13 protein-coding genes are annotated in these 12,462 nt (G+C 56.6%); 4 read left to right on the top strand and 9 right to left on the bottom strand.

The annotated features are described in order from the left end of the window. Window positions 1-15: 15 nt before the first annotated feature. Window positions 16-693 carry an amino acid ABC transporter permease gene (locus tag BM412_RS27155; RefSeq protein ID WP_091224832.1) on the bottom strand — a complete coding sequence of 226 codons (678 nt, stop codon included), beginning with the start codon at window positions 691-693 and terminating at the stop codon, window positions 16-18. 18 nt (window positions 694-711) lie between these two features. After that, on the bottom strand, window positions 712-1,530 hold the full coding sequence (locus BM412_RS27150; protein WP_256256616.1) for an amino acid ABC transporter substrate-binding protein: 819 nt from the start codon (window positions 1,528-1,530) through the stop codon (window positions 712-714). A gap of 186 nt (window positions 1,531-1,716) precedes the next feature. Between BM412_RS27150 and BM412_RS27145 the strand changes: the two genes are divergently transcribed. Continuing rightward, window positions 1,717-2,940 (top strand): multidrug effflux MFS transporter, encoded by a 1,224-nt coding sequence (locus BM412_RS27145; protein WP_091224830.1) that lies wholly within the window; start codon window positions 1,717-1,719, stop codon window positions 2,938-2,940. Between the two features lie 103 nt (window positions 2,941-3,043). Here BM412_RS27145 and BM412_RS27140 read toward each other — a convergent pair whose 3' ends face one another. The 4 genes from BM412_RS27140 to BM412_RS27125 form a co-directional block, all read right to left on the bottom strand. Continuing rightward, on the bottom strand, window positions 3,044-4,171 hold the full coding sequence (locus BM412_RS27140) for a glycosyltransferase WbsX family protein (RefSeq protein WP_177246114.1): 1,128 nt from the start codon (window positions 4,169-4,171) through the stop codon (window positions 3,044-3,046). Between the two features lie 156 nt (window positions 4,172-4,327). Further along, on the bottom strand, window positions 4,328-5,248 hold the full coding sequence (locus BM412_RS27135) for an AraC family transcriptional regulator (RefSeq protein ID WP_091224828.1): 921 nt from the start codon (window positions 5,246-5,248) through the stop codon (window positions 4,328-4,330). Between the two features lie 79 nt (window positions 5,249-5,327). Further along, window positions 5,328-6,161, bottom strand: coding sequence for a sulfite exporter TauE/SafE family protein (locus BM412_RS27130; protein WP_091224827.1), 834 nt, complete (start codon window positions 6,159-6,161; stop codon window positions 5,328-5,330). Between the two features lie 126 nt (window positions 6,162-6,287). Beyond that, a complete protein-coding gene (locus BM412_RS27125) occupies window positions 6,288-6,575 on the bottom strand; it encodes a hypothetical protein (protein ID WP_177246113.1) in 288 nt (95 codons plus the stop codon). A 219-nt stretch (window positions 6,576-6,794) separates the two neighbouring features. Between BM412_RS27125 and BM412_RS27120 the strand changes: the two genes are divergently transcribed. Continuing rightward, window positions 6,795-6,926: a DUF4023 domain-containing protein gene (locus BM412_RS27120; protein ID WP_090980254.1), complete on the top strand. Its 132-nt coding sequence runs from the start codon at window positions 6,795-6,797 to the stop codon at window positions 6,924-6,926. A 479-nt stretch (window positions 6,927-7,405) separates the two neighbouring features. Here BM412_RS27120 and BM412_RS27110 read toward each other — a convergent pair whose 3' ends face one another. From BM412_RS27110 to BM412_RS27100, 3 genes are all read right to left on the bottom strand, one after another. Further along, window positions 7,406-9,022, bottom strand: a complete 1,617-nt coding sequence (locus tag BM412_RS27110) for a flavin monoamine oxidase family protein (protein WP_256256615.1) — start codon at window positions 9,020-9,022, stop codon at window positions 7,406-7,408. Between the two features lie 170 nt (window positions 9,023-9,192). Continuing rightward, window positions 9,193-9,471 carry a hypothetical protein gene (locus BM412_RS27105; RefSeq protein WP_091224824.1) on the bottom strand — a complete coding sequence of 93 codons (279 nt, stop codon included), beginning with the start codon at window positions 9,469-9,471 and terminating at the stop codon, window positions 9,193-9,195. A 53-nt stretch (window positions 9,472-9,524) separates the two neighbouring features. Next, on the bottom strand, window positions 9,525-10,490 hold the full coding sequence (locus BM412_RS27100; protein ID WP_091224823.1) for a quinone oxidoreductase family protein: 966 nt from the start codon (window positions 10,488-10,490) through the stop codon (window positions 9,525-9,527). A 184-nt stretch (window positions 10,491-10,674) separates the two neighbouring features. Between BM412_RS27100 and BM412_RS27095 the strand changes: the two genes are divergently transcribed. Both BM412_RS27095 and BM412_RS27090 read left to right on the top strand, forming a co-directional pair. Beyond that, window positions 10,675-11,538, top strand: a complete 864-nt coding sequence (locus BM412_RS27095) for a futalosine hydrolase (RefSeq protein WP_091224822.1) — start codon at window positions 10,675-10,677, stop codon at window positions 11,536-11,538. A gap of 2 nt (window positions 11,539-11,540) precedes the next feature. Beyond that, a complete protein-coding gene (locus BM412_RS27090) occupies window positions 11,541-12,374 on the top strand; it encodes a 1,4-dihydroxy-6-naphtoate synthase (RefSeq protein ID WP_091225078.1) in 834 nt (277 codons plus the stop codon). Window positions 12,375-12,462 lie beyond the last annotated feature (88 nt).

Genomic DNA, 12,462 nt, shown 5'->3' with positions numbered 1-12,462 from the left:
CTTCGTCACGCTCCTCTACCCGGCATCATATCGTTCGTAATATCGTTCCAATCGGCGCTGAAGCGTGGACAATACCGTGCATAGCAGCAAATAGATCAGCGCCACTTCGCAATAGATGAGCAGCGGCTCATAGACGACTGCCGTAATTTGCTGCCCTTTCTGAAACAGCTCCGTGAATGTTAACGTCGCTGCCAGCGAGGTGTCCTTCACCAAGCTGATAAACGAGTTCGACAGCGGCGGCACAGACACGCGCGCAGCCTGCGGCAATATAATCCTGCGCAGCGCCGTTAGACGCGTCTGCCCAAGCGAATAGGCCGCTTCCCACTGCCCGCGCGGAATGGAGATGATTGCGGCACGGATAATTTCCGAGCCGTATGCACCGACGCTGAGCGAGAACCCTATTATCGCCGCCGGAAAAGCATCAATCGTAATGCCGACACTCGGCAGCCCGTAGAAAATAATAAAGAGCTGCACCAGAAGCGGCGTCCCGCGGATAATCCACACATAGAAGCGCGCCAGCTGCGCCAGCGCGCGTAAATCCGACAGCCTTACAAGAGCCGTCACGACGGCCAGCAGCAGCCCGAGTACAAACGAAATCAGCGTTAGCGGGACTGTGAAAGCCAATCCTGCCTTCAGCAGGGGCATGAAATTTTCGAGAAAGATGTGCAGCAGCCGCTCTGCGCGATCGCTCATGATGATCAACCGCCCTCTTTATTGCGATACGTCCTCGCCAAAGTAGGTTTTGGAAATCGTCAAATAGGTACCGTCCGCTTTCATGTCGGCAAGCGCCTTATTAATGGCCGTGACCAGCTCCGGATTGCCCTTATGGAGCAGCAAGCCGCTTTGGGATGCGTTATTCGTCTCGTCGACCACTTTGATCGGAACATCCGGACGCTGCTTTTTCAGATCCAGAAAGCTCAGCTTATCGTTGATGGTGGCATCGATTCGGCCCGAGGTGAGCAGATCAATCGCTTGGTTAAAGCCGTCGATCTGCACGATCTCCGCACCGTTTGCTTTTGCAATGTCACCCAGGTCGCTCGTCAGCGACTGCCCCGACTTCTTGCCCTTGAGATCCGCCAGCTTCTTAATGTCGGTGTTGCCCTCCTGCACGATTAGCACGGCCTTAGAAACAATATAGGGATCGGAAAAATCATACTTCTCCTTCCGATCGTCCCGAATCGTGACTTCGTTCGCCACCATATCGAAGCGCTTCGCATCAAGGCCCGCAAGCATGCCGTCCCACTTCGTTTCGATGAATTTCGCTTTTACGCCGAGCCGTTTGGCCACTTCTTCCGCGATCTGCACGTCGAAGCCGGTAAGCTTTCCGTCCTTATCGTGAAAGGTAAATGGGGCATAGGTGCCCTCCGTGCCAATCGTAATCTCGCCGTTCGACTTGATGGTTTCCAGCAAATTGGTGCCCGGCGCATCGGCATGATTGTCTGATTCCTGCTTGCCGCATGCGGGCATAGTAAAGGTCAGCAGCGCCGCAGTCGCAAGCGTCATATAGAAGCGGTTTGATCTTGTTGGCATCGTTGTAATTCCCCCCATTGTTCTTTTGGGATAGTATGCTAACTTCTTCCTTGGTTCATTCCTCCTCTTGCCCCTGGGATTGCACCATTCACGGTACTAATCGGAGCCTTCGTTCGTTGACAGTCCGAAGAGCTGTACTATAATAAGTAGTGCTACTTACATGGCTAGCAGAAAGGAAGTCCCCATATGGATCAACTGACAGGCGCAACCGCCGTCATGCCGCGCTCCAGACGGCTCTGGACAGCGGCCGTCCTCGGCTCGCTGAGCGCATTCGGACCGCTGTCGCTCGATATGTATTTGCCCGCGCTGCCGAAGCTGGCAGACGATTTAAACACGAGCACCTCGCTCGCTCAGCTCAGCCTAACCGCGTGCTTGATCGGACTCGCGCTCGGACAGCTGTTCGCCGGCCCAATCAGCGATGTCCGCGGCCGTCGGCAGCCGCTTCTGATTGGCTTGCTGCTTTACACAGTATCATCTCTGTTATGTGCAATCGCACCATCGATCGGCACGTTCATCGTATTGCGGTTCGTACAGGGTTTAGCCGGCGCGGCCGGAATCGTTATCGCCCGCGCCATTGTGCGCGACTTGTACACGGGGCCGGAGCTGACGAAGTTCTTCTCGCTGCTCATGCTCGTCAACGGCATCGCGCCGATCGCCGCCCCCATATTCGGCGGACAGCTGCTTCACTTTACGACCTGGCATGGCGTGTTTGTCGTGCTTGGCGCAATCGGTCTTATGATGTTCATCGCCGTACTTCTGGGTCTGCCCGAAACACTCCCGATCGACCGACGTGCCAAAGGCGGCATACTCAATACCCTCTCGACGTTCCGCGGATTGCTGACGAACCGTTCGTTTATGGGCTATGCACTGGCACAAGGCTTCGTCATGGCCGCGATGTTCGCTTACATCTCCGGCTCGCCGTTCGTACTGCAGGATGTCTACGGTGTATCCCCGCAGATCTTCAGTCTCTGCTTCGCGATTAACGGGCTCGGCATTATCGTCGCAAGCCAAGTCGCGGGACGGTTGGCAGGTCGCGTGAACGAGGTGAAGCTGCTCGTGACCGGACTTTGTCTGGCTGCGCTCGGCGGCGTCACCCTGCTGCTTATGCTGCTGATCCACGCGCCGCTGCTGCTCGTATTGCTGCCGCTGTTCTTCGTCGTCGCAAGCGTCGGAATCGTGACCACGATGGGCTTCTCGCTCGCGATGCGCAGTCAAGGCCATGCCGCGGGCAGTGCTTCCGCGCTGCAAGGACTCATGTCGTTCATGTTCGGCTCCATCGTTGCACCGTTTGTCGGCATCGCCGGCAGCAATACGGCTATCCCGATGGGCATCATCATTGCCGCTCTCGATATTCTGGCGTTGCTGATCTTCTTTGTACTGGTTGGCTTCAAGTCTGCCAATCGGCAGTGACAGCAGCATCTGCAACAGCACAAAAATCCCCTTCATCCGGGAGGCAGCGCTAACTTGCGCTGCTTCCCCCGGTGAAGGGGATTTTTTCGAGTAACATATTCGTTTAGCCAAACACCCGCTTGATCGCTTCCAAATACGCCATTCCATTCTTCGTATCCGGCTCTAAGTAGCTGCCTTCCGTCCACTCGTTCCAAGCATTAACCGTAAACGCCGGGAAGTTGTTCTCCCCGCTCGCCAGAAACTGCTTCATCCTCACAAGCGCCAATTCAAATTGTGCCGGCGTGTTGCCGGACAGCATGCCCATATACGGATAGCCGAGATTATCATATGCGTCCGACTGCACTGTTCGCGGTGATGAGTCCCAGCCCATCGTCACATTCGGCAGATAAGGCAGACCGTACATGGACGAGAATTTGGACCAATCTTCAGCCGACTTCACGCTAATCTGAGCATACGGCGTCTCCGGAAATGTCGGCAGCTCCTGATGATGAATCCACACATACGAAGAGATACTGTCGACGCCCAGCGCTGCCAGCAGCTCATTGCCGTTCGTAATCTTCTGCTCGCCCGGGAGAATCTGTACGCCCCATACGACCGCATTCACATGCAGCTCTCCGAGTCCTGCCGCGCGAACCCGAGTACGGAAATCATCGAGCGCTTCTCTCGTCGCCTCGATGCTGCCAAGCCCTTTGACCAAGCTCATCAGCTCGTACACCGAGAAATACAGCTTCCCATCCACGCGCCAGTAGTTCGGCCGAGTGAAATACGTCCGAATCATGTGATCGGTCGCCTGCGTGAACGCTTCCCGACTGACCGTACCTTGCGCCAAAATATTATACGGCGTGCTCCGCTGAGCCGGATGAATATCCATCCAATCATGGTTCGCCCACATCAACGCAAATTTCAAGCGGCTATTGTTGTCCGCGCCAAGGAAACCTTCCTCGAGCGCTCGATCCAGATAAGGGCCATCCTCATACCAGTACCAGTCGAAAATAAACGTATCCACGCCGTGGTCGGCAGCGGCGTCGATTTTGCGCGCCATGACGGCAGGGTCCGCTTCATCCTCATAGCCCCACAGCGGCACTTTCGGCTGATCATGACCTGCAAAACGCGGCTCAGCGCACTTCGTCAGCTCCCACTCCGTCCACCCTTTGCCATGCCAGGCTTCATTGCGTTTATCCACGTGATAGTTCGGAAAATAATAGACGGCTACTTCAACAAGTTTGCTCATCGTCCCAATCGGCCTCCAAACGAATAAAAGGATCATCTGCTAGGTCCATCCTACCCCAGCTGCGATGATCCTGTATTTGGAGCGCAAGCGTTAGTTTTTGCACAAATAGCGAATGAGGTTACTGGCAGAGGTGTTGCTAAAAATAGCTAGTCGCGTCTAGGAAGTGCCGCGCAGGGAATCGCCGTATGCACGCGGCGGCATCCCTTCAAGTTTCTTGAAGAGGCGGCTAAAATAATGCAGGTCCTCATAGCCGCACAATACGGCAATTTCGCCGACGGACAGTTCGCCTTGGCGCAGCAGCTCTTTGGCCCGCTCCATCCGAAACCGCGCCAAGTAACGCGTCCATGAAAGGCCGGTCGCTTGCTTAAACAGCGTGCGGGCATACTTAGCCGTCATGCCATAGCTGCGCACGATGCCTTCTATGTCGAGTTCCGAGCGATAGCCTTGGCGCATCAGCTCAATCATTTCCGCGATCAACGCCTTGTGGGGACTGTCCTGTTTGATACCCTCGGAGGTGTGCGTGTCTGCAAGCAGCAGCCCGATCACATCGAGCAAACAGGCACGCATCCGCACCTGGTAGCCGAAGGGTTTGCGGGTGAACAAGTCCAGCAGCTCGGCGAACCGATCACCGAATCGATGCGATTGTGCACCCGAATGGTGAACGGCCGGCAGCTCGAAATCGGTAAACTGCAGCGTTTGCCGCTCCAGCAGTCCCTCCTGCACAGGCACCTCCGGTAGATTCGCGTAGTCTACTTTTACATACACGTCATCGGAGAAATCCTGCTCCTGCCCCAGATAGATCGGGTCAAAATGGCAGGCGTAATAAGCAAAAGAACCGCCTTCCGGCACCCTGCACGAATTAAGCGTGAGTGGCGGAATGATATGCAGATCGCCTGCACGCAGCACATATTCCACATCGCCAAGCGTATAGCATGCACTGCCTCTCGTTACATAAATAAACTCGTAGTCGTAAATCACTCTGCGCGGCACGCGGTAGCGCTCGTCGCCTTCATTGTAATGAACATACCGCACGTATGGGGCCAGCTGCAGCAGGCCGATCGGTATAGGTTGCGACATGCAGCGATGCCTCCCGGTACAATAGGATGATGTTATTATCGTTGATCTGTGGTGGTGCAGTCGCTACGTCTGATATTCGCTATGTCAAAATCATACGTATGGCAAACAGCGCAAGCGCCGCACACATAATGCGAATGAGCAGCTTGCTGCCGATTTTGCGCGAGATAATCGCGCCTGCGTAGCCGCCAATCAACGCCCCGGGCGCAAGCGGCAGCACAAGCTGCCAGTCCCACTCCCCGCGATACAGATGCATGCCGCTGCCGAAGAGTGCCGACACCAAGATGACGGACATCGACGTCGCAGTCGCGATATGCGGGGGAAACCGGAAGAGCAGCACCATCGCAGGGATGAGCAGTACACCGCCCCCGATGCCGAGCAAGCCGGAGATGAGTCCAACGATTCCCCCGATGATCAGTGCCGGCAGCATGCTGTAGCCATATTCGAGCTGTGCTCCGTTTCCGTCCACGTACAGCTTGGTGTACCGCCATGTTCCGCTGAATGGCTTGATGCGGCTCCGAAGCAGCAGCAATACGACCATGAACAACATGAAATAGCCGAACGCCCGGCGGAATACATCCGGCTCAAACAGCGAGGTCAAACCGGCACCGACCACCGACATGGGGCCGCTTGAGATGGAGAAGAAGAGCGCGCAGCGAAGATCGGTTTTGCCCTCTCTGTAGAACGTGATCGTCGACGTCAACGAAGTAAAGACGAGCACGCCCAGCGAAACGCCGACCGCCAGCGTTGTATCGATGTCCATGCCCAGCATGGAGGGGCCAAGCAGCAGCAGCGCCGGTATAATAATAACGCCGCCTCCGAGACCGACGACGGCGCCGAAGGTCGAAGCGACTAATCCAAGAGCGAACAGAAGGAGCAGTGTGGGCAAGTCCCACAGGAATGGATCCTGAGCCATCAGCTTGCGTAACCTCTTTTCCGGTTGTAGCCTCTGCCTCCTATTATACAAAAATAAGAGCTCCCCCGCGTCCATTAACAGACACTCGGGAAAGCCCTTATTGTTTATTAGAAATGATGGATATCATTATTCCGTTTCTCCATCTGCTGCTTGTTCTTCGGCAGCAGCTTCTTCCGCAGCTTCTTCGGATTCTTCAGCTTCTACAGCTGCTTCCTCTTCGGACGATGCTTCTTCTTCAGATGCTTCTTCCTCGGATTCTTCTGCCGCTTCCTCAGCTTCTTCAGCTGCTTCTTCGGCTTCCTCGGATGCTTCGGCTGCTTCTTCTGCAGCTTCTTCGCTAGCTGCAGCTACTTCTTCAGCCGCCTCCAGCTCGCTTGAAATTTCTTCTGAAATGACCTCTTCCTCATGGCTCATAGTAATCACCTCCTGGGTTGTTGTTACTATTATTGTAGCGCTTTCATAGAAGGTTACAAGAGTGTAAAATGTCGGAAAATAGCAGGTGCAAACTTTATTTTCCGATATTCATAGATTGTGACGAAAAGGCGCAAAAACTGCGCAAAATGGGCGTTTCTTGCATGTTTACGGAGCTGTCTGGTCATCCTAAAAGAGGCGAATTCCGAAGGAGGTAACCACATGGATCAAACGAGCGATTTCGTGAACAAAGTGCATGATACACAGGCCAAAGCCGAAGGCAATAAACAGCGCCAGGGCAAGGGCGCACCGGCAAAACAGCTGGGCAATAAACAGCACGCCACGAACAAGTAAACCTCGGGCGGACAGGGTAGAAAAAGGCGGTGCAGGTGAAATTCCTGCTCCGCCTTTTTTGACTGTTTGCCGCTACAGTGACATGTGGATCTGCGGGTGAGCTTCTTGCTCGAAATTTGCTGCTTTCCGCACCATGTAGATCTCTGGGAGTGCTTCTTGCGACGTATTCGCTAAGTTTGCTCCCATGTGGACCTCTGGGTGCGCTTCTTGCGCTGAAATTCGCTGATTGGCTCGCATGTAGACCTCTGGATGAGCTTCTTGCGCTGAAGCTCGCTGACTGGCTCGCATGTAGATCTCTGGGTGAGCTTCTTGTGTTGCTCTGAGAGCTACTCTTTACTCCAATCCACCGACTTTCGGTGGATGTGTTGCTCTGGGAGCTACTCTTCACTCCAATCCACCGACTTTCGGTGGATGTGTTGCTCTGGGAGCTACTCTTCACTCTAATCCACCGACTTTCGGCGAATGTGTTGCTCTGGGAGCTACTCTTCACTCTCCTCCGCCCACAGCGCCTCCATGATTTCTGCCGCGGCGCGCTCGCCGGTTTCGACGGCGCCGTTCATGTAACCTTGGAAGACGACGGAGGTATGCTCGCCGGCAAAATGGCAGGCGCCTTTGCTCCCCTCGCGCTCCCCTTCGATGCCCGTAAACTTGGTATATTGCCCCACCTTACGATAGGCGTACGATCCGAGCGAGAATGGATTGCCCGGCCAATAATCGCGCGTTACTTTGCCGTTCCAGCGCGGGGTAATACCGGGTACCACCGGCTCCAGCTGATGCAGGAATTGCTGCGCTCGCTCCGGCAGCGAGCCGAGGTTCATCCCCTCTGCCACGTTGCCTCCCGAATATGCGACCAGAATGCCGGATTTACCGGATTGGCCGCGGGTGACATCGAATGTATTTTGATAACCGCCGTCCGTGATGGTGTCGCCGTTGCAGCCGGTCGAGGTCCAGTGGCGGTCGGTAAACTGCACATGAAGCTTGCTGTTTGCCCCCATGCCTAGCTCTTCGATTGCGGATGTTTTGAGCGGCCGAAAGCCCGCCTTGCTGTAATCCACGGAACTGCGCAAAATCGAGAACGGGATCGTGAGCACCACATGCTCCGCAGCCACCTCATGCGTGCCGCTCCGATCTTGCAGAGTCAGCCGATAGCTGCCATCCGCCGTCTCCGCAATCGCGATTAACCGGCAGCCGCGCTGCAAGGTGCCCGGCGCAAGCCTGTCCATCAGCCGATGCGCAATTTGATCGTTCCCCCCGCGCACATGGTACCGCTCATCCGACACGCCGAACACACTAAACTTCTCCCCATCCGGAATGTAATCGTGCAGATACAGGAAATTCAAAGCGCTTTGCTGCGAGGACTCCGCCCCGTACTCGATGTTGCAGGCAATATCGATCAGCTTCCCAAACTTCGAAAGCTTGCCGCCCGGCACACTTTCTTCAATCCAATCCACCACCGACATCCGGTCGAGCTCAAGCCCCCGCGGCGTATATTGGTTATACATGGTCGGGAATCCCGCCGCCTTCAAGTCCGCGTTCAGCTTCGGCACTACCCCCTGGAAGTCTCGCGTCGCGTCCGCCAGCGTGTATGGCGCGCCGTCAAAGTAATAACAAGGCTCCGTACCCCGCACCTCAGCAGCCAGCAAATCATTCAGCGTAAGCCCAAGCTCCTCAATCAGCCTGCGCAAAGCAACATGGCCGGTATCGATCAGCATCCCGCCGCGCTCGATCGACTGCCTATCGTCGAAAGCACCGCGCCGCGTGTCTACGCGGCCGGGAATCTTTTTATGATCAGCCTCAAACACAACGGGTGCGAATCCCGCCTGCTCCAGCCGATACGCACAAGTCAGACCCGCGAGACCGCCTCCAATAATGGCAATTCGGGATGCAGAGACATAGCGAGAAGCTTGCACCGGGGGATGAAAAGGCGAGGCAATCGGCTCGGCATGAGGCAGCGCCAGCGGGTGGGCGGCCTTTCTTTTCCATTCGTATACGACTTGTTCAAAAGGGATTTTTCTCTGGTTAGCCTCTTCGAGAACGACATACATGTCTTTAAATAAACGAGCCAGCGCGGTATGAGGCATACGATCCTCCTTCATGGACTGTTCCACTATCTTTCTATCAATCTAGTACTATGTATGTGCAGTCGATTGAGAAGTGGAAACGGCACTCTAACCGCAACATCGAGATTTTTTTGCGCATAACAAGGAGACCCACAACTCTTCAACAAGAGTCATGGGCCTCAGTCACATTTCCGTATAAAAGTCGTTTAGTCGATGTAGCCGGCAATGCCTTTATCCATCAAGTATTCCATCTCAACGTCCAAAATCGTTTCCACCGTCAGCTCGTCCAGTTTCAGCCCCGGCCGACTCAAAATATAATCCACCAGCTCGTCGCTGTCGATATTCACTTCGCCATTCTTGTCCTCTTGCGCGTTGTTGATGAACGTTTGCTCATGCTTCAGTACTTGCTCGATGCTGCCCGGTGTTGCTTTTGTTTTGCCGGCGATAAACTGGACCAGCTCTTGCATGTTGATTTCTTCACTCATGTAGGGTCAACTCCTAGTCGGTTAATTGTGGTAAAACCATTGTATCATCACAGTTAGGGGATCAGCAAAATTTTGCCCGTACTCGCGCGGCTCTCCAAGTAACGATGCGCCTCGGCGCCATCAGCCAACGAAAAAGTCCTCGGCTCTGACAGGCGAAGCCTGCCCTCCAGCATATCCGAAAACAGCGCGTTGCCACGCTTGCTGCGTTCCTCGGCTGATGTAATGTGGTTCCACAGGTCGCCGCCGGTGAGGGTCTTGCTCGTATCCATCAGCATCCTCGGATCGATCGGCGCCGGATCGCCTCCGGCCATTCCAAAGAAAACTACCGTCCCTTTGATTCGAACCGCGTTGAAGCTGTCCATCAACGTCGACCCTACGGAGTCGTAAGCCACATCCATCCCCGCACCTGCAGACCAATTCAACACGCCGCTCACCCAGTCCGTATTGTACAGGAACACCTCGTCGGCCCCTGCCGCGAGCGCCGCATCCCGTTTCTCAGGGCTGGATGTCAGGCCGACGACCTTAGCTCCTCTAGCCTTGCATAATTGAAGGAGCAGCTGGCCAACTCCGCCCGCCGCCGCGTGAACAAGCACCTCATCGCCCTGCTTCACGGCGTAGCTGTCGTTTACAAGATATTGCGCCGTGAGCCCCTGCAGCAGTACAGCTGCAGCGTCCTCATAGCGGATGCCTTCCGGAAGCTTGATGACCCGGTCAGCCGGCACAAGGACAAGCTCCGCATTCGCATGCGGCACATCCGCGAAACCGACGCGGTCCCCGGCTTGAATGCCCTCCACGTCCGGCGCAACCTCTTCGACCACGCCCGCTCCTTCATAACCGAGTATGTACGGCGGTTCACCGACCAGATGGTAGTTGCCGCGCCGCCGATAAATGTCCGCATAATTGAGTCCGATCGCCCGTGTGCGGACTTTTACCGTGCCTGCTTGAAGCACCGGCTCCGGGATCTCTTGAAGGGCAAGCACCTCCGGCCCCCCGAATGTATGGAAAACTAAAGCTTTCATCTTGTTGTCTGTCACCTCGCCATGGATTCAACTTCTAGCTTACCCTTAACGCGCGCTCGTCTCAAGTTCACCCGCCGCATCCTCCCCCCGCCGACTTAGGATATCCACTTAAAAAATGGTACAATACTCTCTACAGTAACGATCGGTCCATACCGTTTCAGCGTGAGTAAGGGAGATGTTCATGATGAGCAATGGGGAAAAGAAAGATACGCGTCGCATCTTGATTGTGACGGCCGTAGAAGCCGAGCGTGCCGCCGTGCTGCGCGGGCTCGGTGAAGAAGCGGCGCATTTTCATGTGATCGCCGCCGGAGTTGGCCCGGCAGCGGCAGCAGCGGTTACCGCGGCGACGCTTGCGGCGGGCTGCGCCGGGGGGACGAGCCCGGCGGCGAGTTCCGCCGAGGCGAGCGGCCAAGCGGCGAGCGCGGACGCTGCTGATGAGAGCACGCGTGGCGCTGAAGGCGGGAGCTCCGCCGGAGCGGCTGCCGCGGCGAGCTTCAGCGCAGCAGCGACCACGGCAACAAGCGTAGCTGCAGCCGCAGCCGCGACCGCGGGCGGGTACCGCCTGGTCGTCAGCGCAGGCATCGCCGGCGGCTTCGCCGGGCGGGCCGCGCTCGGCTCGCTCGTGGTCGCGAGCGAGATCATCGCCGCCGACCTCGGCGTAGAGACCCCGGGCGGCTTCGCCAGCGTGGATGAGCTCGGTTTCGGCTCATCCCGCTCCGGGGTCTGCGCGCGCAGCGCGAGCGCTTTGGCCGCGGCGCTTAGCGCGGCCGGTCTGCCGGTGGTCACGGGGCCGGTTCTCACCGTGACCACGGCAACGGGCACGGCCGCCACAGCAGCGGAGCATGTGCGGCGGGTGCCGGAAGCCGCAGCCGAAGCGATGGAAGGCTTCGGCGTGGCAAGCGCAGCCCAGCACTTCGGCGTGCCCGTGCTGGAGCTGCGCGCGATCTCGAACGCGGTCGGCCCGCGCGACCGCGAAGCGTGGCGCATCGGCGACGCGCTTCAAGCGCTTGAGCACGGCAGCGCAATTCTGAAGGAGGTGCTCCAATGACAATGAATATCGCATTCTCTCCATGTCCGAACGATACCTTTGTATTCCACGCTTTGGTGCACGGGTTGATTCCGGGCGCACCGGAGTTTGACGTGACCTACGCGGATATCGATATTACGAACAACTGGGCCGCGAAAGGCGCCGGCCCCGAAATTCTCAAAATCTCCTACGCCGCACTCCCATGGGTGCTGGACGATTACGCCCTGCTGCCTTGCGGCGGCGCACTGGGCCGCGGATGCGGTCCGCTTGTGCTGACGAAAGGCGAAGCAGGCGATCCGGCGGCGCTGTCAGGCAAACGAATTGCCGTGCCAAGCGATCGCTCTACCGCTTACCTGCTCTTCCGTCTCTGGGCCGCGCAGCTTGTCCCGGACGGCAACATGGAAATCGTCGTCATGCCATTCCATGAAATCATGCCTGCTGTCAGAGACGGCTCCATCGACGCGGGACTCGTTATCCATGAAGCCCGCTTCACGTACCAGAACTACGGTCTCAACATGATGGCTGACCTCGGCAGCTGGTGGGAATCCGATACCGGTCTGCCCATTCCGCTCGGCGCCATTATTGCTCGCCGTTCCCTTGATGCGGCATCGCTTACGTCATGGATCCGCGCTTCTGTCGAATACGCATGGGCACATCCCGAAGAGTCTGCCGCTTATGTGATGCAGCATGCGCAGGAGATGTCGCCGGACGTTGCCAAGCAGCACATCGCGCTGTATGTCAACGACTACTCGGCTAATCTCGGCGAGAGCGGCTATGCCGCCGTCGAAGCGCTGCTCGGACGAGCTGCGCAGGAAGGTCTCGTGCCTGCATTCGACCTGGCCAAGCTTCGCCTGTAAACCAGCTTCCTCACAAACAGAAGAGCTGCCCCAAAAGTGTACGACTTTTGAGGCAGCTCTTATTGGCATGAGCATTTCTACACAATGG

This window comes from Paenibacillus sp. BC26, assembly GCF_900116125.1.
Taxonomy (GTDB): Bacteria; Bacillota; Bacilli; order Paenibacillales; family Paenibacillaceae; genus Paenibacillus_Z; species Paenibacillus_Z lignilyticus.
Note: the sequence above shows the minus strand (reverse complement) of the source record. Positions and strands in the feature narration are given on the sequence as shown.